Here is a 22372-nt window from a genome sequence, read left to right as displayed (position 1 = left end):
ATGGCGTCCTTCGAACGGCAGCGTCGCTACCGCATCGAGATGAAAATCAGGGCTTGCAATTGACGCGCTGATTCTTCATAATTCCGCTTCTGCTGCGGGGTGGAGCAGTCTGGCAGCTCGTCGGGCTCATAACCCGAAGGTCGCAGGTTCAAATCCTGCCCCCGCTACCATCTTTGTCTGCAGCGGCAACCAGTGCATCGGTTGTCTGCGGCAGGGAAGTTTGGGCTTCGCGATGACGCATGTTCCCGTCGTCGCAACCGGAATCCAGCGTGACCGGAGTTTTACCGGACAAGGGGCCCAGAGGGCCCTTTGTCGTTTCCGGGGTCCGGGAAATGCACGTTACCGACTCTTCAACCCTTCAGATGCAAGGCAGGCTGTGAGCGACAAGGCAAACGAAATCGCGACTCTGCTGGGCCCGACCGTGGATGCGTTGGGCCTGGAACTGCTGGGCGTGGAATATCTTCCGGCCCCCGGCGGCGCCACGCTGCGCCTGTATATCGACGTGCCGCTGGCCGAGCAGCCCGAGCGCATCGTCAACATCGACGATTGCGAGCGGGTCAGCCGCGAGGTATCGGCACAACTGGACGTGGAAGACCCGATCAGCGGCAACTACACGCTGGAAGTGTCCTCGCCGGGCGTGGACCGGCCGCTGTTCAGCGCCGAACAGTTTTCCCGCCATGTGGGCGAATCGGCCAAGGTGGTGCTGAAGTTGCCGCAGCAGGGCCGTCGGCGCCTGCAGGGGCGCATCGTGCAGGCCGACGCCGCTGCCGGCCGCATCACTTTCGAGGTCGACGGCGCCGAACTGGCGGTGGACTTCGACAACATCGACAAGGCGCGGATCATGCCCGACTGGGCGGCGCTGGGTCTGGCGCCGACCAAGCCGGGCAAGGGCCCGAAGCCGGCCGGCAAGAACGCAAAATCCAATAAGAAACCATCCAACGAACCGGCGGCCGACGAGGCTGCGCGCGGAGCGAAAGAATGAGCAAGGAACTGTTGCTGGTAGTCGACGCGGTGGCCAACGAGAAGGGCGTGCCGCGCGAAGTGATCTTCGACGCGATCGAGGCCGCATTGGCGTCGGCGGCGAAGAAGCGCTACCCCGACCAGGACGTGCTGACGCGCGTCACCATCGACCACAAGGACGGCACCTACGAGACCTTCCGGCGTTGGGAAGTGGTGGCCGACGACGTGGTGATGGAATCGCCGGACCGGCAGATCCGCCTGATGGACGCGGTCGACGAGGCCGAGGGCGTGGACGTCGGCGACTACATCGAAGAGCAGATCGAGAATCCGGACTTCGGCCGCATCGCCGCGCAGGCCGCCAAGCAGGTGATCGTGCAGCGCGTGCGCGAGGCCGAGCGCCAGCAGGTGGTGGACGCGTGGAAGGATCGCGTCGGCGAACTGGTCACCGGCGTGGTCAAGCGCGCCGAGCGCGGCAACATCTACGTGGACCTGGGCGGCAACGCCGAGGCCTTCATTCCCAAGGACAAGGGCATCCCGCGCGACGTGCTGCGCGCCGGCGACCGCGTGCGCGGCTACCTGGCCGAGGTGCGTTCGGAGCCGCGCGGCCCGCAGCTGTTCATCAGCCGCGCCGCGCCGGAATTCATGATCGAGCTGTTCAAGCTGGAAGTGCCGGAAGTGGGCCAGGGCCTGGTCGAGATCAAGGCCTGTGCACGCGATCCGGGCGACCGCGCCAAGATCGCGGTGCTGGCGCACGACACCCGCACCGATCCGATCGGCGCCTGCATCGGCATGCGCGGTTCGCGCGTGCAGGCGGTGTCCAACGAGCTCAACGGCGAGCGCGTGGACATCGTGCTGTGGAACGACAACCCGGCCAATTTCGTCATCAACGCGATGGCGCCGGCCGAGGTGCAGTCGATCATCGTCGATGAAGAAAAGCATTCGATGGACCTGGCGGTGGCGGAAGACCGCCTGGCCCAGGCGATCGGCAAGGGCGGCCAGAACGTGCGCCTGGCCAGCCGCCTGACCGGCTGGCAGCTCAACGTGATGACCGCCGAGCAGGTCGCGGCCAAGTCCGAGGCCGAGCAGGCCGTGGCCCGCCAGCTGTTCATGGACAAGCTGGAAGTGGACGAGGAGATCGCCGCGATCCTGGTCGCCGAGGGCTTCAACTCGGTCGAGGAAATCGCCTACGTGCCGGTCGGCGAGTTGCTGGCGGTGGAAGGCTTCGACGAGGACATCGTCGAGGAACTGCGCGCGCGTGCCCGCGACGCGCTGCTCAACGAGGCGCTGGCCGCCGAGGAGAGCGACGACGACGGCGTGCCGGCGGCGGACCTGCTGTCGTTGCCGGGCATGGACGAAGCCACCGCCTACGCGCTGGCCGGCCATGGCGTACGTACCAGCGAGGACCTGTCGGATCTGGCTGCCGACGAAATCCTCGAGTTCGGCATCGAGGACCTGGACAAGGACCGCGCCGCGGCCCTGATCCTGGCCGCCCGCGCCGAGGAGATCGCCCGCCTGGAGCGCGGCGAATGAGTCAGCGATGAATGCCGCCCTGACCCGATCAGGGCTTAGAATCCGCGCTACCTTCGCACGCGGCGAGGGGGCGCCAACCAGATCATAGGATCCGAATGTCGCAGCAAACCACCATCCGCAAGCTGGCCGAACTGGTGAACACGCCGGTCGAGAAACTGCTGGTTCAACTGGCTGACGCCGGGATGAAGTTCAGCGGTCCCGACCAGGTCGTCACCAGCACCGAAAAGATGAAGCTGCTGGGCTTCCTGCGCCGTACCCACGGCAAGACCGACAAGCCGGTCGAGGAAGAGGCCCAGGCGGCGCCGAAGAAGATCACCCTGAACCGGCGCAAGCTGCAGGAAGTGACGGTCAGCGCCGGGCGCAGCAAGACCACGGTCAACGTCGAGGTCCGGCAGAAGCGCACCTACGTGAAGTCGGCCGAGGATCTGGCCGCCGAGCGTGCGGCGCCGTCCGCGGGCGGACGGGTGGACGACGAGCGCGCCGAGATCCTGCGCAAGCTGGAGGAATCCAAGCAGCGCAATCTGGCCGAGCAGCAGAAGCTCGCCGAGCAGGACCGTGCGCGCGCCGAGGAAATCGAGCGCAAGCGCAAGGCCGAGCAGGAAGCGCGCGAGCGCGCCGAGGCCGAGCAGCGTGCGGCCCAGGCCGCGCTGGACGCCGAGTCGGCGCCGCCGGCTGCGGCGCCGTCCGCGCCTGCCGCCGACCGCAACGCCACCGCCGCCGCGCCCCGCGCGCCGCGTCCGCCGATGGCGCCGCGTCCGGCCGGTGCCGCGCATCCGGCCAAGCCGGCCGCGCCGCGCAGCGACGACCGCAACAATGCCAACAACAAGCACAAGACCCGCGGCTCGCACGTGATGGTCGCCGGGGTCGAGGACGACGACAGCACCAGCCGCTTCGCCGGCCAGCTGCATCTGTCCGCGGCCGACCGCGCGCGCCGTTCCAACGTGCGCGGCAAGCCGCGTGGCGGCAGCCACAGCGGTGGCCGTCGCCAGGCCGAACCGTCGCGCAGCGGCGGCGGCGCGCACGGCTTCGAACGTCCGACCGCACCGGTGGTGCGTGAAGTGGCGATCGGCGACACCATCACCGTGGCCGACCTGGCGCAGAAGCTCGCGCTGAAGGGCGGCGATGTGGTCAAGGCGCTGTTCAAGATGGGCGTGATGGCCACCATCACCCAGTCCATCGACCACGACACCGCGGCGCTGGTGACCGAGGAACTCGGCCACAAGCCGGTGCGTGCGGGCAGTGCCGACGCCGAGGACGCGCTGCTGGCGCACACCGAGGACGCGCAGGGCGAGAAGCTGCCGCGGCCGCCGGTGGTCACCATCATGGGCCACGTCGACCACGGCAAGACCTCGCTGCTGGACTACATCCGCCGCACCAAGGTCGCCTCGGGCGAAGCCGGCGGCATCACCCAGCACATCGGCGCGTACCACGTCGAGACCGACCGCGGCGTCATCAGCTTCCTGGACACCCCGGGCCATGCCGCGTTCACCTCGATGCGCGCACGCGGCGCCAAGCTCACCGACATCGTGGTGCTGGTGGTCGCGGCCGACGATGGCGTGATGCCGCAGACGGTCGAGGCGGTCAAGCATGCGAAGGCGGCCGGCGTGCCGCTGATCGTGGCGGTCAACAAGATCGACAAGTCCGGTGCCGATCCGCTGCGGGTCAAGAACGAGCTGCTGGCGCAGGACGTGGTCGCCGAAGAATTCGGTGGCGACACCCAGTTCGTCGAACTCTCGGCCAAGACCGGCCAGGGCATCGACGTGCTGCTGGACGCGATCTCGCTGCAGGCCGAAGTGCTGGAACTGCGGGCAGTGGCCGAAGGCCGCGCCAGCGGCGTGGTGATCGAGTCCTCGCTGGACAAGGGCCGCGGCCCGGTGGCGACGGTGCTGGTGCAGCAGGGCGCGCTGAAGAAGGGCGACTACCTGGTGTGCGGCATCCAGTACGGCCGCGTGCGTGCGCTGTTCGACGAGACCGGCAAGCAGCCGGATTCTGCCGGCCCGTCGATCCCGGTGCAGGTGCTCGGCCTGTCCGGCGTGCCGGATGCCGGCGACGACTTCGTGGTCGTCGACGACGAGCGCCTGGCCAAGGACGTGGCGCAGCAGCGCGAGACCAAGCGCCGCGAGTCGCGCCTGGTGTCCTCGGCGGGCAGCCGCATGGAAGACATCATGTCGCAGCTCGGCAAGGGCGAAGGCCAGCTGTCGCTGAACCTGGTGATCAAGGCCGACGTGCAGGGTTCGGTGGAAGCGCTGAAGCAGTCGCTGACCGCGCTGTCCAACGAGCAGATCCGCATCAACGTGATCCACTCCGGCGTGGGCGGCATCACCGAGTCCGACGCGAATTCGGCGCTGGCCTCCAAGGCCACGGTGATCGGCTTCAACGTGCGTGCCGACGCCTCGGCGCGGCGCATCATCGAGACCAACGGCATCGACCTGCGGTACTTCTCGATCATCTACGACGTGATCGACCAGGTGAAGCAGGTGGCGTCCGGCCTGCTGGGCGTGGAGATCCGCGAAGAGATCATCGGTATCGCCCAGGTGCGCGACGTGTTCCGCAGCTCCAAGTTCGGCGCCGTCGCCGGCTGCATGGTCGTGGAGGGCGTGGTCAAGCGCAACAAGCCGATCCGCGTGCTGCGCGACAACACCGTGGTGTTCGAGGGCGAGCTGGAATCGCTGCGTCGCTTCAAGGAGAACGTCGACGAAGTGCGCAACGGCACCGAGTGCGGTATCGGCGTGAAGGCCTACAACGACGTCAAGGCCGGCGACCAGATCGAGTGCTTCGAGCGCATCGAAGTGCAGCGTACGCTGTAAGAGCCGGGATTCGGGAATCGGGATTGGGGAATGGGAAGAGCGGGGCGCTGCAGGTGCGTCGCTCGTCCCAGACCCTTCCCGGTTTTTTTTATTCCGAACAGAGAGATTTTCGCTATGCCCACCAAATCCTTTCACCGTACCGATCGCGTGTCCGCGCAGATCCGTCGCGACCTCGGCACGATCGTGCATGCGGCCGTGCGCGATCACGGCCTGCCGTCGGTCAGCGTGTCCGACGTCGAAGTCACCCGCGATCTGGCCCATGCCAAGGTGTTCGTCACCGCACTGATGCAGGAGCGCTCGGCCGAGGCGGTCAAGGGCCTGAAGGAACTGGCGCCGCAGCTGCGCAGCGAACTGGCGCGGGCGATGAAGCTGCGCCATGTGCCCGAACTGCATTTCCACTACGACGATTCGGTCGATCGCGGCGAGCGCATCGACAATCTGCTGCGCGACATGCCGGAACTGCAGCAGGAGCAAGGCGACGACGGCCATGCCGCCGACGACGCCGAAACGGCGCCGCGCAAGGACTGAGTCCGCTGCCGACGCCGCGGCGTCGGCGTCGGCGTCCATTGTTTGAGTGCGGGCGCCGAACGCGAGCGTCCGTTTCGCAGTCGCGATCGCGGCGCTCTTTCATCCGTCTGGCGTCACGCTGTTCCATGCGTGCCGTTCGCCCGCGCCATGCCGGGGCCGGATCCGCCAATCCCGACTCTCCAATCCCCAATCCCGCCCGCTCCCCCCATGCCTGTCTTCGGCCCGCGCCTGCCCCGTATCGTCTTCCGTCGCCTCGACGGCATCGTGCTGCTCGACAAGCCGATCGGCATGAGTTCCAACGCGGCGCTGCAGGCGGCGCGGCGGCTGTTCCGTGCGGAGAAGGGCGGCCACACCGGCAGCCTGGATCCACTCGCCACCGGGCTGCTGCCGCTGTGCTTCGGCGAGGCGACCAAGCTGGCCGGGCTGCTGCTCGGCTCGGCCAAGGCCTACGAAGCGGAGGTCGTGCTCGGCGTCACCACCGACAGCGACGATGCGGAGGGCGCGGTGCTGCGGACCCGGCCGGTGCCGCCGTTGGACGCGGCCGCGTTGGAGGCGGCGCTGGCGCCGCTGCGCGGGCGCATCCGCCAGCGTGCGCCGATCTATTCCGCGCTCAAGCAGGGCGGCGAGCCGCTGTACGTCAAGGCGCGCCGCGGCGAGGCGATCGAGGCGCCGGAGCGCGAGGTCGAGGTGCATGCGATCGATGTGCTCGCCCACGCCGGCGACCGCCTGCGCCTGCACGTGGCCTGCGGGTCCGGCACCTATATCCGCAGCCTGGCCCGCGACCTGGGCGAGGCGCTGGGCTGCGGCGCGCATATCGCCGCGCTGCGGCGGCTGTGGGTGGAGCCGTTCCGGACGCCGCAGATGGTCACCCTGGAGCACCTGCAGCACCTGGCCGCGCAGGATCCGGCGGCGCTGGAGGCGCTGGTGCTGCCGCTGGCCTCCGGCCTGGCCGATTTCCCGCCGCTGCGCCTGGAGCATGCTGCGGCGCAGCGCTTCCGCATGGGCCAGCGCCTGCGCGATCCGGCCTGGGCGCCCGGCCTGGCCGCGGTGTTCGACGCCGACGGCGTCCCGCTGGGCCTGGGCCAGGTCGATGCGAGCGGGCTGCTGGCGCCGCAGCGCATGTTCAATCCGTGACCGTTCAGCGGTCGCGCGGGGTGTTACCTGACTGTCGTTCAGTCATGACGCCGTCTTAACGCCTTGTTCCTCCGGGCCGAGGCCGGTACAATTTCGCGGCCTTTCCGGCACGCTGCGCTCCGGCGCAATCCTTCGCAATCGGCGAGCCAGGCGGTGCGTCCTCTGCACGTTCCTGCCGGCCCCGCATCTCAGAGAAAAATCCCATGTCTATCGACACCCAGAAAGTCATCGAAGAAAACAAGCGCGGCGCTGCCGACACCGGTTCGCCGGAAGTCCAGGTCGCCCTGCTGACCGCCCGCATCGAACTGCTGACCGGCCACTTCAAGACCCACAAGAAGGATCACCACAGCCGCCGCGGCCTGCTGCAGATGGTCAACCGCCGCCGCAGCCTGCTCGACTATCTGAAGAAGAAGGATGGCGAGCGCTACAAGGCGCTGATCGAGAAGCTCGGCCTGCGTCGCTGAGTCAACGAACCCCACCGCGGCGCAGCGATGCGCCGCGGTTTTGTTTTGGGTAGTACCGTGGCCCGGGGATCGCTCCGCGCCACTGGCCGGATCCTCCCGGCCACCCGCCAGCGGCATGGGCCGTCAGCGGTCCATTTGCAGACAGCATCATCCAAGGAAACCCCGTGGCAAAAATCACCAAAACCTTCCAGTACGGCAAGCACACCGTCACCCTCGAAACCGGCGAGATCGCCCGCCAGGCTGGCGGTGCCGTCATCGTCAAGATGGACGACACCGTACTGCTGGTCACCGCCGTCGCCGCCAAGAGCGCGCGCGAAGGTCAGGACTTCTTCCCGCTGACGGTCGACTATCAGGAGAAGTTCTACGCCGGCGGCCGCATCCCCGGCGGCTTCTTCAAGCGCGAGGGCCGTGCGACCGAGAAGGAGACGCTGATTTCGCGTCTGATCGACCGTCCGATCCGTCCGCTGTTCCCGGAGGATTACAAGAACGAAGTGCAGATCATCGCCACGGTGATGTCGATGAACCCGGACATCGACGGCGACATCGCCGCGCTGATCGGCGCCTCGGCCGCCCTGTCGCTGGCCGGCACCCCGTTCAAGGGCCCGATCGGCGCCGCCAAGGTCGGCTACAAGAACGGCGAGTACATCCTCAACCCGACCGTGTCGGATCTGAAGGACTCGCAGCTGGAGCTGGTCGTCGCCGGTACCGCCAACGCCGTGCTGATGGTCGAATCCGAAGCCGCGCTGCTGTCGGAAGAAGTGATGCTGGGCGCGGTCACCTTCGGCCACCGCGAGATGCAGAAGGTCATCAACGCGATCAACGAGCTGACCGTCGAAGCCGGCACCAAGCCGTCCGACTGGGTTGCCCCGGCCAAGAACGAGGCCATGATCGCCGCGCTGAAGGAAGCCGTCGGCGAGCAGCTGGCCGCTGCGTTCCAGGTGCGCGACAAGCTGCAGCGCCGCGATGCGATCTCGGCGATCAAGAAGGACGTGCTGGCGCAGCTGGCGCCGCGCGCCGCCGCCGAGAACTGGGTCGCTGCCGACCTGGCCAAGGAATTCGGCGAGCTGGAATACCAGACCATGCGCGGTTCGGTGCTGAGCACCAAGGTGCGCATCGACGGCCGTGCGCTGGACACCGTGCGCCCGATCAGCGTGCAGGCCGGCGTGCTGCCGCGCACCCACGGCTCGGCGCTGTTCACCCGCGGCGAGACCCAGGCGATCGTGGTCACCACGCTGGGCACCGCCCGCGACGGCCAGGTGATCGACGCGGTCTCCGGCGAGTACAAGGAAAACTTCCTGTTCCATTACAACTTCCCCCCGTACTCGGTGGGCGAGTGCGGCCGCTTCGGCGCGCCCAAGCGTCGCGAGATCGGCCACGGCCGCCTCGCCAAGCGCGGCGTGCTGGCGGTGATGCCGACCATGGAAGAGTTCCCGTACACCATCCGCGTGGTCTCGGAAATCACCGAATCCAACGGTTCCTCGTCGATGGCCTCGGTCTGCGGTTCGTCGCTGGCGCTGATGGACGCCGGTGTGCCGGTGAAGGCGCCGGTGGCCGGTATCGCCATGGGCCTGGTGAAGGAAGGCAACGACTTCGTGGTGCTGTCGGACATCCTGGGCGATGAAGATCACCTCGGCGACATGGACTTCAAGGTCGCCGGTACCGCCGATGGCGTGTCCGCGCTGCAGATGGACATCAAGATCGAAGGCATCACCGAGGAGATCATGAAGCAGGCCCTGGCGCAGGCCAAGGCCGGCCGCCTGCACATCCTCGGCGAGATGGCCAGCGCGCTGACCACCCCGCGTGCGGAGCTGAGCGACTACGCGCCGCGCCTGCTGACGATCAAGATCCACCCGGACAAGATCCGCGAAGTGATCGGCAAGGGCGGTTCGACCATCCAGGCGATCACCAAGGAAACCGGCACCCAGATCGACATCCAGGACGACGGCACCATCGTCATCGCCTCGGTCAATGCGATCGCCGCGCAGGCCGCCAAGTCGCGCATCGAGCAGATCACCTCGGACGTCGAGCCGGGTCGCATCTACGAAGGCAAGGTCGCCAAGATCATGGACTTCGGCGCGTTCGTGACCATCCTGCCGGGCAAGGACGGCCTGGTGCACGTCTCGCAGATCTCCAGCGAGCGCGTGGAGAAGGTCGGCGACAAGCTGAAGGAAGGCGACGTGGTCAAGGTCAAGGTGCTGGAAGTCGACAAGCAGGGCCGCATCCGCCTGTCGATGAAGGCCGTGGAAGAAGGCGAGGGCGCGTCGGCCGAATAAGCCGCACGCTGTCAGCGTCGTCTCAGGAAAAAGCGGGCTTCGGCCCGCTTTTTTCTTGCCTGGCGTTTGCGCAGGCGCGACGGGGCGTCAACGGTGACGTCCCGTCGCGGCTGAAGCCGCTCCTGCACAGGATGATGGAGCGTTTGGCCGCGACGTAGCCGGGGCTGTCAGCGATCGCTGGAGAGCATCTGCAGGTGCGCTGACAGCGGCCCAGGGCCGGCGAGAGCGGTGTCGCGCGTCCGTAGCGCACGCTTCCGTCGCTTCCGTAGGAGCGGCTTCAGCCGAGACCAGGCCGGCATGGCGATCTATTTGGAATGCCTGGAGCGGTGATCCCGAACCAGGGACCAGCGCCGCGCCTGCGGTGGACGCACTCAGCCGTTGCCGCCGCCGTCGCCGATCGCCGGATAGCGCGCCAGATGCGCCGACAGCGGCCCGGGATGGGCCAGCTGGTAGCCCTGGCCATAGCGCGCGCCCAGCGCCTGCAACGTCGCCAGTTCGCTCTCGGTCTCGATGCCTTCGACGACCACGTCGGCGTTGGTTTCCGCGGCGAAGGAGAGGATCGCCATCGCCAGCCGCTGCCGGCGCGGTTCGGCGTCGATGCCGCGGGTCAAGGTCAGGTCCAGCTTGATGATGTCCGGCGCCAGGTGCAGCGGATGGCGCAGGCTGGCGAAGCCGGTACCGGCGTCGTCCAGGGCGATGCGCAGGCCCTGCCGCTGCAGCAGGCCGATGTGCTCGGACAGGCGTGGATAGTCCGGCGCCTGCAATTGTTCGGTGATTTCCAGCACGATCCGCGACAGGTCGTGGCCGTGCAGCAGCGCCTGCAGTTGCGGATGCAGCAGCGTGGGTGCGGACACGTTGATCGCCAGATACAGCGGCGCCGGCAAGTGCGCCAGCAACTCCAGCGCCTTGCGCGCGGCGGCCAGCTCCAGTTCCAGTCCCAGCCCGACCCGGCTGGCATCGTCGAACCAGCGCAGTGGCGGCAGCGCCGGATTGGCCGGAAAGCGCGACAGTGCCTCCACGCCGACGATGCGTTGCGATGCCAGTGCCAGCACTGGCTGGGTCACGATCTGCAGGCGCGTATCGGCGATGGTTTCGCGGATGCGGGTGGCGATCGCCGCCTTCTCGCGGAATGCGTGTTTCTCCATGTCCTGGCGGCGCGCGATGTCGGTCTGCAGTGCGGCGCGGTCCATCGCCAGCGCCAGCGTCGCGCCGACCAGGGTCGCCAGCAGTTCCAGCGTGCGCACGTCCTGCGCGCTGTAGGCGTTGGGTTGCGGCGCGAGGACCTTGAGCACGCCGATGCTGCGGTCGCCGTAGCGCAGCGGCACCACCAGCATCGAGCGCAAACCGATGCGCCGGCAGGCCGCGCGGTCGACCCTCGGATCGACTTCCGAATCGTCGCAGCGCAGGACCTCGCCGGTCCGCATGCACAGCCCCGACAGGCTGCCGTTGCTGGGCAGGCGCAGGCCGAGGTGGCGCTCGGCGACGCCGCTGGCCGACCAGTACAGCATGTCCTTGCCGTCGCACATCTCCACCACGGCGCCGTTGGAGCGGGTCAGCTCCTGCGCGCGGCGGGTGACCACGTCGACCACCTGCAGCGGATCGCCGCCGGCCGCGGCGATTTCGCCCTGCGCCAGGATGATGCGCGACAGCAGCGCCGCGTCGTCCTGGGTCGCGGCGGCGGCGTGCTGGATGAGGTCCGAAATGTCGGATGCCTTGGCCATGTCCGCATCATGTGGCAGTGCGTCGGAGGACGGCAATCGCGCGGCGCGCGCCTCGCCTAGGCAGCGTGCGGAACTGATCGCTCCATCACGCTGCGCGTGTGTGCGTGTGCGTGCTCAGTCGCCAGCGCCACCCTTGCGCGGCTTGCCGTACAGGCTGCGCAACTCGTCCTTGGCCTGCTCCAGGATCTGGCGGCGCTGCGCCGGCAACTGGTCGCCGGCGCGATTGATGTAGAAGGTCAGCATCGACATGGCCGAGCGATACGGACCGGTGCGGCGGCGGGCGTGCAGGTCGGCCGACTGCTTGAGCGCGCGCGCGATCGCGGCCGGGTCGTTGCCTTCGAACACGTTCGGCGCGACGCCGAGCGACTGTTGCGCGTCGCTGCCGCGGCGCTGGCTGAGGTCGGTGCTGGAGAGCGAAGGGCTGCTCTGTGCCATTGGTGATGCTCCTTGGCGATGGCGTGTGGAGAGGTACAACGCATGCGCAGTCCCACAGTGCAGGACCCGATGGCGGATGCCGCCGCCATCGCTGCCGCACGCCGCGAGGCGACGGCAGTTCGACGTCGATGGGAGACGAAGGCGGACGCTGCGCGAACGCGCGCCGCCGCGATCGCGTGCGCGGGGCGTGAAGCGTCCCGCGCGCGTGATGGGCGATGCCGTTGTTCGCTGGTGTTGCCGTGCCGCATTCCGTTCCCAGAGGCGAAGCTTGTGCGTGATGCGCAAACGCTAGGCCTGGATACGTGACGCCGTCGACAACATAACCGCGCTACGCGGAGCGAGTGGTAGACATTATCTCGTTCGATGAACGCTTAATGGAAAAACCCCTAAAAACAGGGCTCGCGCGAGGTTGCGCTTGATTGCCTGGATAACGTCACCATTTTCATTGCCGAGAAAATGGCGCGAGACATTCATCCGGACAATCCGCACAGGCGGCATCGTCGGCGCGCCCCATGTTCGTTGCGACGCTGACACCCGGAGATCGCATGTCGTTGGCGCAGGCGCGCTTCCATCCTGCCGTTGCACGCTGGTTCGAGCGGCGTTTCGCGGCGCCCACGCCGGCGCAGGCGGCGGCGTGGCCAGCGATCCAGGCCGGACGGCATACGCTGGTCGCCGCGCCGACCGGCTCTGGCAAGACCCTGACGGCATTTTTGGCTGCGCTGGATGCGCTGGTACGCGAAGGCCTGCGTGAAGGCGGCCTGCAGGACCGTACCCAGGTGCTGTACGTGTCGCCACTGAAAGCGCTTTCAAACGATATCCAGCTCAATCTCGAGGCGCCGCTGCAGGGCATTCGCGCCGAACTGGCGGCGCTGGGTTTGCCGGATGTGTCCATTCGCACCGCGGTGCGCACCGGCGACACCCCACAGCGCGAGCGCGCGCAGGCGCGGCGGCGCCCGCCGCATGTGCTGGTGACCACGCCGGAGTCGCTGTACGTGCTGCTCGGATCGGTGTCCGGGCGCGAGACGCTGCGCCATGTGCGCACGGTGATCGTCGACGAGATCCATGCCCTGGCGGCGAACAAGCGCGGCAGCCATCTGGCGCTGTCGCTGCAGCGCCTGCAGCATCTGTGCGAGGTGCCACCGCTGCGCATCGGCCTGTCGGCCACGCAGAAGCCGATCGAGGCGGTGGCGCGTTTCCTGGTCGGCAGCGCGGCGGTGCACGACGGCGAGGCGGACTGCGCCATCGTCGACATCGGCTACGCGCGCGCCCGCGACCTGGCACTGGAGGTGCCGCCGACGCCGCTCAGCGTGACCATGTCCGCCGACCAGTGGCAGCAGGCGTATACGCGCCTGGCCGAGCTGGTGCGCGCGCACCGCACGACCCTGGTGTTCGTCAATACCCGGCGCATGGCCGAGCGCACCGCACGGCACCTGGGCGAACTGCTCGGCACGCAGGCGGTGGCGGCGCATCACGGCAGCCTGGCGCGCGAGACCCGGCTGCTCGCCGAGCGCCGGCTCAAGGCCGGCGAGCTGCAGGTGCTGGTGGCCACCGCCTCGCTGGAACTGGGCCTGGACATCGGCGACGTCGACCTGGTCTGTCAGCTCGGCTCGCCGCGTTCGATCGCCGCGTTCCTGCAGCGCGCCGGCCGCTCCGGGCATGCGGTGGGCGGCACGCCGAAGGCGCGGTTGTTTCCGCAGTCGCGCGACGACCTGGTCGAGTGCGCGGCCTTGCTGGATTGCGTGCGCCGCGGCGAACTGGATGCGCTGCGCATGCTCGATGCGCCGCTGGACGTGCTCGCCCAGCAGCTCGTCGCCGAGGTGGCCTGCCAGGAGTGGGAGGAAGACGCGCTGTACGCACTGGTGCGTGGCGCCTGGCCGTATGCGGCGTTGCCGCGCGCGCAGTTCGACGCGGTGCTGCGCATGCTCAGCGAAGGCTTCAGCACGCGGCTGGGGCCGCGCGCCGGCTACCTGCATCGGGATGCGGTGCGTCGCCGCGTGCGCCAGCGCCGCGGTGCGCGGATGGCGGCACTCACCTCCGGCGGCACCATCCCCGAGACCGGCGACTACAGCGTGGTGCTGGAGCCGCAGGCGCAGACCATCGGCACGGTCAACGAGGATTTCGCGGTGGAGAGCCTGGGCGGCGACGTGTTCCAGCTCGGCAACGCCAGCTACCGCATCCTGCGCGTGGAAGCGGGGCGGGTGCGGGTGGAGGACGCGCGCGGCGCACCGCCCAACATCCCGTTCTGGATCGGCGAGGCGCCCGGGCGCAGCGACGCGCTGTCGCTCGGCGTGTCGCGGCTGCGGGCCGAGGTCGAACAGGCGCTGGAGCAGGGCGGGGCGGCGCAGGCGCTGCAGTGGCTGTGCGGCCCGCTGGCGCTGGACGCCGCTGCCGCGCAGCAGATCGTCGACTACCTGGGCCGCGCGCATGCGGCGCTGGGCGCCTTGCCGACCCAGCAATGCATCGTGCTGGAACGCTTCTTCGACGCCACCGGCGGCACCCAACTGGTGATCCACAGCGTCTACGGCAGCCGCATCAACCGCGCCTGGGGCCTGGCCCTGCGCAAGCGCTTCTGCCGCACCTTCAATTTCGAGCTGCAGGCGGCCGCGACCGAGGACGCGATCGTGCTGTCGCTGTCGACCCGGCACAGCTTCGCCCTGGACGAGGTGGCGCGTTACCTGCGTGCGGCGTCGGCGCTGGACGTGCTGGTGCAGGCGCTGCTGGACGCGCCGCTGTTCGGCGTGCGCTGGCGCTGGAATGCCACCAACGCGCTGGCGCTACCGCGCTTCACCGGCGGGCGCAAGGTCGCGCCGCAGCTGCAGCGTATGAAGTCCGAGGATCTGCTGGCCACGGTGTTTCCCGACCAGGTGGCCTGCGCGGAGAACCTGGTCGGCGAGCGCGAGATTCCCGAGCACCCGCTGGTGGCACAGACCTTGCGCGACTGCCTGGACGAGGCGATGGACAGCGATGGCTGGCTGCAGCTGCTGCGCGGCATCGAGGCCGGCGAGGTGCGCGTGCTGGCGCGCGAACTGACCGCGCCCTCGCCGCTGGCGGCCGAGGCGCTGGACGCGCGGCCCTATGCCTTTCTCGACGACGCCCCCCTGGAAGAGCGGCGGACCCAGGCAGTGCACAGTCGCCGCTATCAGGATCCAGACAGCGCCGACGATCTCGGCCAGTTGGACCCGCAGGCGATCGCCGCGGTGCGCGAGGAGGCCTGGCCGCAGCCGCGCAGCCGCGACGAGATGCACGAGGCGCTGCTCACGCTCGGGGTGGTGAGCGCGGCCGAGGCCGCCGCGCAGCCGCAGTGGCGGCAGTGGTTGGATGAACTGGCGGCCGACGCGCGCGCCACCTGCCTGCACGGCGTCGACGGCGCCGCTGCGGGGTTGTGGGTGACGGCCGAAGCGCAGGCGGCGGTGGCGCCGCTGTATCCGCAGGCCAGCGCGCAGCCGGCCATTGCCAGTCCCGAGGGCTACGCGGTGGCCGATTGGGAGCGCGACAGTGCGTTGCGCGAGGTGCTGCGCTGGCGGTTGGCAGGCCTGGGGCCGGTCACTGCGGCCGCGCTGGCCGCGCCGCTGCACCTGCCGCTGCGCGAGGTGCAGGCCGGGCTGCTGGCGCTGCAACAGGACGGCTATGTGCTGGCTGGCCGGTTCAGTGCCGACGCCGATGCCGAGGAGTGGTGCGAGCGGCACCTGCTGGCACGCATCCACCGCTACACCCTCGGCCGCCTGCGCCGCGAGATCGAGCCGGTGGCGCCGCGCGACTACGCGCGCTTCCTGTTCCGTTGGCAGCATCTGGACGCACAGGGCCAGGTGGAGGGCGCCGAAGCGCTGGCCGCGGTGCTGGCGCAACTGGAGGGCGTGGAGGCCGCGGCGCCGCTGTGGGAGGCGGAACTGTTGCCGGCGCGGGTGCGCGACTACCGCCCGGCCTGGCTGGACGAGGCCTGCAGCGCCGGACGCACGCTGTGGACGCGGTTGCGCCCCGGCGCGAGCGGCGCCGCGCCGACGCTGCGCAGCACGCCGATCCTGCTGCTGCCGCGGCGCAGCGCCGGGCAGTGGTCGCGGCTGTCGCCAGTGCCGGAAGCCGATGCGCTCGGTTCGCGGGCACGCAAGGTCGCCGACCATCTCGCGGCGCATGGCGCCTCGTTCTTCGACGAAATCGCCGCGGCCACCCGCCTGCTCTCCACCGAACTGGAGGCGGCGCTGGCCGAACTGGTCGCCGCCGGTCGGGTCCATTGCGACAGCTACGCCGGCCTGCGCGCCTTGCTGGTGCCGGCATCGAAGCGCCCGTCGGCGCTGTCGCGGCGGCGGCCGCGCATGGCGCTGTACGGCGGCATCCAGGATGCCGGGCGTTGGGCGCTGTTGCGGGCGGGCGCCGAGGCCGACGACCCGGCCGCGCGCAGCGAGGCGGTCGAGCACGTTGCGCTGACGCTGCTGCGCCGCTACGGCGTGGTCTGCTGGCGCCTGCTCGAGCGCGAGGCGGCATGGCTGCCGCCGTGGCGCGAACTGTTGCGGGTCTACCAGCGCCTGGAGGCGCGTGGCGAGATCCGCGGCGGGCGCTTCATCGATGGCCTGTCCGGCGAACAGTTCGCCCTGCCGGAGGCGATCGGTCTGCTGCGGCAACTGCGCCGCCAGCCTGGCGACGGCACCTGGGTGTGCGTGGCCGCCGCCGATCCGGCCAATCTGCTCGGCAGCGTGCTCCCGGGCACGCGGCTGCCACGCGTGGCGGGCGCGCGCGTGCTGTACCGCGACGGCGTGCCGATGGCGAGCTGGGTCGGCGAGCGTTTCGAGGCGCTGCAGGATCTGGATGCCGAGGAGCGCGTGCGCGCGCAGCGGTTGTTGCGCGGAGCCACCGCGGCGGAACGACGCACGGTCGCGGCGCTGCCGATGGTGTGAAGGCGCGGCGCCATGCACGCGCTCGCGCACTGCGAGGGCGGACATATCGGCGCCGCTTTCACATTCTGTCTACAAATTAAAGGGGTTGGTATCCCACTTCGCCTTCGGTGCAAAACCGGGGTCATCTGCCATTGCAGAACAACTGCGGCATCCGCGCCGCAGATGCCAAGACCGCTTCTTCACGCGCGTCGAGTGCTGCGCCGCAATGCCCGTTGCGCATTCATGCAACGCCGCCGCAGCGCTCGCGCTATGCGGAATTCCGCAGTTTTCACGCGATTTAAAGGCGCTGTCGATGGCGCCGATAGCCCTCACGCACAGACGTTGCGGCGCAGCGTCCTCGCTCTCCTCAGAGCGAGTGTGTCCACTCCGCGAGGCGCTGCGGAAGACGGCCGGAGGCGCTGACTGGCGCAACCGGACGCACACAAAGAATCGGGGTACACCATGTTGGGCAATATGAAAATCGGAGTCAGGCTGACGGCGGCGTTCCTGATCGTGGCGGCGATCGGCGCCTGCATCGGCTGGGTCGGCATCCGCAACTCGGGCCGGATCAACGACTACGCCACGGTGCTGTACGAGCGCGAGCTGCTCGGCCTGTCGCACCTGAAAGAGGCCAACATCAATCTGATCAACGCCGGCCGGTCGCGCGCCAACCTGCAACTGGCCAGTACGACGGAAGATCGCGCCAAGCACATCGCCAGTCTCGACAAGTACACCGCCAAGGTGGTCGAGCACATGGACAAGGCCAGGACCTCGTTCGACGACCCGGCCACGCTGGCCAAGCTGGCCCGCTTCGACCAGGTGTGGAAGACCTACCTGGAGCGGCGCGGCCAGTTCGTCGACTCGGTGATGCGCGAGCCGCTGCCGCAAGGCGATGCGCAGCTGGCGGACCTGTCGAAGGGCGTGCGCAGCAGCTCCGACGAACTGGATGCGCTGATGTCCGAACTCAGCGAAACCAAGGAAGCCAATGCGGCGCGTGCCAACGACGCCACCGACGAGATCTATGCCAGCAGCACCCGCACCATGCTGGCCATCGTGATCGGCGGCGTGCTGCTCGGCGTGGGCCTGGGCGTGTTCATCAGCCGCAGCGTGACCCGGCCGATCGGCAAGGCGGTCAGCGTGGCCAATGCGCTGTCCGAGGGCGACCTGAGCATGTCGATCGAGGTGCGCGGCCGCGACGAGACCGCGCAGCTGCTGCTGGCGATGCAGCGCATGGTCGAGAAGCTGCAGCAGGTGGTCGGCGAGGTCAACGCCAGTGCGCAGAGCCTGGCCGGCGCGTCGGAAGAAGTCAGCGCCACCGCGCAGTCGCTGAGCCAGGCCTCGACCGAACAGGCCGCCGGCGTGGAAGAGACCAGCGCCTCGCTGGAACAGATGACCGCTTCGATCGCGCAGAACACCGACAACGCCAAGATCACCGACGGCATGGCCGCGCAGGCGGCGCGGGAAACCCTGGAGGGCGGCGAGGCGGTGGTGGCCACGGTCGCGGCGATGAAGCAGATCGCGCACAAGATCGGCATCATCGACGACATCGCCTACCAGACCAACCTGCTGGCATTGAACGCGGCGATCGAGGCCGCGCGCGCCGGCGAGCACGGCAAGGGCTTTGCGGTGGTGGCGGCGGAAGTGCGCAAGCTGGCCGAGCGCAGCCAGGTGGCCGCGCAGGAGATCGGCGAGGTCGCCGGTTCCAGCGTGGAACTGGCGGAGAAGGCCGGTCAGCTGCTGGAGACCATCGTGCCCAGCATCAAGAAGACCTCGGACCTGGTGCAGGAGATCGCTGCCGCCTCGCAGGAACAGTCGTCCGGCGTCACCCAGATCAACGCGGCGGTGGTGCAGCTGAGCCAGATCACCCAGCAGAACGCGACCGCCTCCGAAGAGCTGGCGGCGACCGCCGAATCGATGAGCACGCAGGCCGTGCAGTTGCAGGACAGCATGGCGTTCTTCCAGTTGTCCGCCGGCACGCGCCGCGCCACGCACGCGCTGGACGACGGCGAGGCGGTGGCGCCGCTGCGTGCGGCTGGCTCGCGCTGGGCGCCGCGTGCGCCATCCGCCGCCGCGCGCCGTTCCGTTGCAGGTAATCGCGACCGCAGCGAAGCGCTGCTGGGCCGCGCCTGATCCATTCCCTGGCGGCGCCTGCCGCGCCGCCAGTTCCGTGTCGCTGTCGTTGTCACAACTGCCCATTGTCGGGAGAGTGCCGTGCTGAAGAATCTCAAAATCGCAACCAAGCTCTACGGCGGCTTCGCCGTGGTCCTGTGCATCCTGCTGGCCCTGGCCGGCGTGGCCTACTTCAACGTGTCCGCGTTGTCGCAGGCCAATTACTGGAACACTCACACCTACAAGGTGATCGCCGAAGTCGATGCCGCGCTCAGCAGCCTGATCAACATCGAGACCGGCACGCGCGGCTTCTCGTTGACCGGCGAGGATGCGTTCCTGCAGCCTTATCGCGACGGCGTCGCCAGCTTCGACAGCCACCTGCGCACGGCGCAGGAGCTGACCGCCGACAACCCCAAGCAGCAGGAGCGCCTGAACGCGCTGAAGCAGACCCAGGCGCAATGGCTCAGCCAGGCGGTGCATCCGCAGATCGCGCTGCGCAAGAACGTCAACGATGGCCAGGCGACGATGGAGGCGCTGACCGCTGCGGTGCGTGCCTCCAAGGGCAAGGCCTACATGGACGCGATGCGCGACCGCATGTCCGAGGTGCGTCGCGCCGAGAGCGAGTTGCTCGCTGCGCGCGCCTCCGAGGCCGAGCAGTTGCAGCAGCGCACCAACCTGACCCTGATCGTCGGCAGCCTGGTCGCGGCGCTGTGCGCGTCGCTGATCGGTTTCCTGATCGCACGGTCGCTGATGAGCGAACTCGGCGGCGAGCCGAGCACGGTGATGGAAGTCGCCTCGCGGATCGCGCGCGGCGATCTCACCGTGCAGGTGCCGACCCGTTCCAACGACAGCACCAGTGCGATGGTGGCGCTGCGGGCGATGGTGGAGCGACTGGCGGAGGTGGTGGGCGAGGTCAATGCCAGCGCGCAGTCGCTGGCCGGTTCGTCCGAGGAAGTCAGTGCCACCGCGCAGTCGCTGAGCCAGGCGGCCACCGAGCAGGCCGCCGGCGTGGAGGAGACCAGCGCCTCGCTGGAGCAGATGACCGCCTCGATCTCGCAGAACACCGACAACGCCAAGGTCACCGAGGGCATGTCGGCGCAGGCGGCCAAGGAAGCGGTGGAGGGCGGCGACGCGGTGCTGGCGTCCACCCAGGCGATGAAGCAGATCGCGCAGAAGATCGGCATCATCGACGACATCGCCTACCAGACCAACCTGTTGGCGCTGAACGCGGCGATCGAGGCCGCGCGCGCCGGCGAGCACGGCAAGGGCTTTGCGGTGGTGGCGGCGGAAGTGCGCAAGCTGGCCGAGCGCAGCCAGGTGGCGGCGCAGGAGATCGGCGAGGTCGCCGCCAGCAGCGTGGGCCTGGCCGATCGCGCCGGCAGCCTGCTCGGCACCATCGTGCCCAGCATCAAGAAGACCTCGGATCTGGTGCAGGAGATCGCCTCGGCCTCGCAGGAGCAGTCCTCCGGCGTCACCCAGATCAACCTGGCGGTGTCCCAGCTCAGCCAGGCCACGCAGCAGAACGCGGCGGCCTCCGAGCAACTGGCGGCGACCGCCGAACAGATGAGCACCCAGGCCGAATCGCTGCAGCAGGCGATGGGATTCTTCCGCCTCAGCCGCGAACAGGACCTGGCCGCACCGCGCCGTGCCGCGCCGGTGGCGCCCAGGCCGGCCGCCACCCGGCCGCTGCGCAACGCCGGCAAGGCCCTGCGCCCGCGTGCGCGCCCGGTGCCGGCCTACGCGCTGGCGGATGCGCCGGACGAAGGCCAGTTCGTCAACTTCTGAAGGGGAACACCATGCACAACGATCGCTACGAGAGCGCGGCCGAGCACGCGCCGCAGGGTGGCTGGCAGTTCCTGACCTTTCAGCTGGACCGCGAACTTTTCGGGCTCAACATCGCCGGCATCCACGAGATCATCGAGTACCGTCCGCCCACCCCGGTGCCGACCATGCCGGCCTGCGTGCGCGGGGTGATCAACCTGCGCGGCGCGGTGGTGCCGGTGGTGGACCTGCAGTCGCGGCTCGGCCGCGGGCCCAGCGAGGTCACCCGGCGCAGCTGCATCGTCATCGCCAGTGCCGCCACCGACGAGGGCGGTGGCGCGCAGTCCTTCGGCCTGCTGGTGGATGCGGTCAACGAGGTGCTGGAATTGCCGCCGCAGCAGATCGAGGCGCCGCCGGCCTTCGGCAGCAATATCCGCCGCGACCTGCTGCAGGGCATGGGCAAGCTGGAGGATCGGCTGGTGATCCTGCTGGACCGCGCGCGGCTGCTGCGCAGCGACGACATCGCCGAGGCCGGGGCGCCGGCGCTGGCGGCGTGACGCCGGGTACGCCGTGATCCATGCATCACGGCGGCCTCGTTAGGGTGGCGGCGAACGGGCATCCGCCCCAGCGAGGTGCAGACCATGGCAAAAGACGAGACCACCCAGTCCGGCAAGCAGCAGGGCATCCACGAGGGCCAGCAGGACCGTGCCCAGGACGACACCGCCAAGCAGCGGCCGGGGCTGGAAGACCAGAAGCTGCGCGAGGCGCACGAGCGCGGCCCGCGCTCCGGCCAGGGCGAGGCGGCGCAGGACGAGCAGCACGACTGAGCGATGCGGCGGGAAGGAGCGGAGTGCATCCGCTTCCCGTTCCGCCAGGACCACGGCCAAGGACTGCCTGGCGCGCCAGCGGATGGCGCACCCCGCGCGATCGAGCGCGGCCAGGCCCAGGATCGGCCAACAAAAAAGGCCAGAGAGCCTGCTGGCTGTCTGACCTCGTTTGCACCGTCGAAGACGGCAAGATGGTGGAGCGGAAGGGGATCGAACCCTCGACCTTCGCATTGCGAACGCGACGCTCTCCCAGCTGAGCTACCGCCCCACATCAGACGCGTAGTGTAACTGGGCACGGGGCCGCGTGCCAAGGGGGCAGTGCAACATCGGCGGCGCCGGGGCAGGGGGCCGCTCGTGCCGGGAAACGCGTTCGCCTTTTGTCTACAGCGCTCGCATGGAGTCGATATACTCGACGGCCGAAATCCCCCGCGGTGATTTCGTTCCGGACGAAATATACCGTCCGCTTCACACTTTTTACTAAAGACAGGTCTTTTACACATGACGGAAGTTCGCAACTTGCAACAGATCGCCGAAGCCAAGGCCAAGCTGCAGGAAGAAATGCGCAAGCTGGAAGAGCAGGAGCGGCAGGCGCGCGAGGGCGAAACCAATGCGGCGCATGCCAACGTGCTGTCGCTGCTGGAGCAGTTCGCCGAGTTCTTCAGCGCCAAGCAGCGCAACGAGATCGCCGCGTACGTGACCAGCGCAGCGCCCAAGCCGGCCAGCAGCAAGTCCGCCGGCGGCCGCAGCGAGGTCAAGCCGAAGTACCAGTTGCCGCACACCGGCGAAACCTGGTCCGGCCGCGGTCGTACGCCGAAGGCATTCGCCGCCTGGGAAGGCACCGCTGCCTACAACGAATGGAAGGCGCGCCATCCGGATCTGAAGTTCCCGCTCTTCAAGTATTGAGCGAACGAAAAAAGGCCAGGAATTCCTGGCCTTTTTTTATACCCGATCGTTG

14 protein-coding genes, 2 tRNA genes and 2 pseudogenes are annotated in these 22372 nt (G+C 68.8%); 15 read left to right on the top strand and 3 right to left on the bottom strand.

What is annotated here, in order from left to right; genetic code table 11:
* Positions 1–93: 93 nt before the first annotated feature.
* The 8 genes from PIQ37_RS13010 (at position 94) to pnp (ending at position 9696) form a co-directional block, all read left to right on the top strand.
* Positions 94–170 (top strand) — tRNA-Met (locus tag PIQ37_RS13010).
* Between the two features lie 206 nt (positions 171–376).
* A complete protein-coding gene (gene rimP, locus PIQ37_RS13005; protein WP_342073807.1) occupies positions 377–982 on the top strand; it encodes a ribosome maturation factor RimP in 606 nt (201 codons plus the stop codon).
* The gene (gene nusA / locus PIQ37_RS13000; RefSeq protein ID WP_017908136.1) at positions 979–2490 is read left to right on the top strand and encodes a transcription termination factor NusA; all 1512 of its coding nucleotides are present in this window, start codon (positions 979–981) and stop codon (positions 2488–2490) included. The genes rimP and nusA overlap by 4 nt, the downstream gene beginning before the upstream one ends.
* 95 nt (positions 2491–2585) lie before the next feature.
* Positions 2586–5297, top strand: coding sequence for a translation initiation factor IF-2 (gene infB / locus PIQ37_RS12995; RefSeq protein WP_342073806.1), 2712 nt, complete (start codon positions 2586–2588; stop codon positions 5295–5297).
* 114 nt (positions 5298–5411) lie between these two features.
* Positions 5412–5825, top strand: coding sequence for a 30S ribosome-binding factor RbfA (rbfA, locus tag PIQ37_RS12990; protein ID WP_342073805.1), 414 nt, complete (start codon positions 5412–5414; stop codon positions 5823–5825).
* Between the two features lie 207 nt (positions 5826–6032).
* Positions 6033–6959: a tRNA pseudouridine(55) synthase TruB gene (gene truB / locus PIQ37_RS12985; protein WP_342073804.1), complete on the top strand. Its 927-nt coding sequence runs from the start codon at positions 6033–6035 to the stop codon at positions 6957–6959.
* 203 nt (positions 6960–7162) lie between these two features.
* Positions 7163–7423, top strand: a complete 261-nt coding sequence (gene rpsO, locus PIQ37_RS12980; RefSeq protein WP_003467392.1) for a 30S ribosomal protein S15 — start codon at positions 7163–7165, stop codon at positions 7421–7423.
* Positions 7424–7587: 164 nt separating this feature from the next.
* Complete coding sequence (gene pnp / locus PIQ37_RS12975; RefSeq protein ID WP_342073803.1) at positions 7588–9696, top strand: polyribonucleotide nucleotidyltransferase; 2109 nt, start codon at positions 7588–7590, stop codon at positions 9694–9696.
* Between the two features lie 371 nt (positions 9697–10067).
* Here the strand turns inward: pnp and PIQ37_RS12970 are convergent, their stop codons facing one another.
* A complete protein-coding gene (locus PIQ37_RS12970; protein WP_342073802.1) occupies positions 10068–11417 on the bottom strand; it encodes a sensor domain-containing phosphodiesterase in 1350 nt (449 codons plus the stop codon).
* A 114-nt stretch (positions 11418–11531) separates the two neighbouring features.
* Positions 11532–11852 carry a DUF3175 domain-containing protein gene (locus PIQ37_RS12965; protein WP_342073801.1) on the bottom strand — a complete coding sequence of 107 codons (321 nt, stop codon included), beginning with the start codon at positions 11850–11852 and terminating at the stop codon, positions 11532–11534.
* A gap of 545 nt (positions 11853–12397) precedes the next feature.
* Between PIQ37_RS12965 and PIQ37_RS12960 the strand changes: the two genes are divergently transcribed.
* The 6 genes and pseudogenes from PIQ37_RS12960 to PIQ37_RS12940 all read left to right on the top strand — a co-directional run bounded on the left by PIQ37_RS12960 (position 12398) and on the right by PIQ37_RS12940 (position 21417).
* Complete coding sequence (locus tag PIQ37_RS12960) at positions 12398–16741, top strand: DEAD/DEAH box helicase (protein ID WP_342073800.1); 4344 nt, start codon at positions 12398–12400, stop codon at positions 16739–16741.
* A gap of 441 nt (positions 16742–17182) precedes the next feature.
* On the top strand, positions 17183–18850 hold the full coding sequence (locus PIQ37_RS12955) for a methyl-accepting chemotaxis protein (RefSeq protein ID WP_342073799.1): 1668 nt from the start codon (positions 17183–17185) through the stop codon (positions 18848–18850).
* Between the two features lie 81 nt (positions 18851–18931).
* Positions 18932–19414 (top strand): annotated as a pseudogene (locus PIQ37_RS20680) (CHASE3 domain-containing protein); the annotation flags it as partial.
* Between the two features lie 282 nt (positions 19415–19696).
* Positions 19697–20614, top strand: a pseudogene (locus PIQ37_RS20675) (methyl-accepting chemotaxis protein); the annotation flags it as partial.
* 11 nt (positions 20615–20625) lie between these two features.
* Entirely contained in the window at positions 20626–21147 is a 522-nt protein-coding gene (locus PIQ37_RS12945; protein WP_342073797.1) for a chemotaxis protein CheW, read from the top strand.
* Between the two features lie 84 nt (positions 21148–21231).
* Complete coding sequence (locus PIQ37_RS12940) at positions 21232–21417, top strand: hypothetical protein (RefSeq protein WP_342073796.1); 186 nt, start codon at positions 21232–21234, stop codon at positions 21415–21417.
* Between the two features lie 192 nt (positions 21418–21609).
* Here PIQ37_RS12940 and PIQ37_RS12935 read toward each other — a convergent pair.
* Positions 21610–21685: transfer RNA gene (locus PIQ37_RS12935), tRNA-Ala, on the bottom strand.
* 230 nt (positions 21686–21915) lie between these two features.
* On the opposite strand from PIQ37_RS12935, the gene PIQ37_RS12930 reads away from it, so the two are divergent.
* Positions 21916–22320 carry an H-NS histone family protein gene (locus PIQ37_RS12930; RefSeq protein WP_010344215.1) on the top strand — a complete coding sequence of 135 codons (405 nt, stop codon included), beginning with the start codon at positions 21916–21918 and terminating at the stop codon, positions 22318–22320.
* Positions 22321–22372 lie beyond the last annotated feature (52 nt).

It is taken from the genome of Xanthomonas protegens, assembly GCF_038442435.1.
Classification (GTDB): Bacteria; Pseudomonadota; Gammaproteobacteria; order Xanthomonadales; family Xanthomonadaceae; genus Xanthomonas_A; species Xanthomonas_A sontii.
The sequence above is the reverse complement of the archived record's forward strand: the minus strand, read 5'-3'. Positions and strand labels throughout refer to the sequence as shown.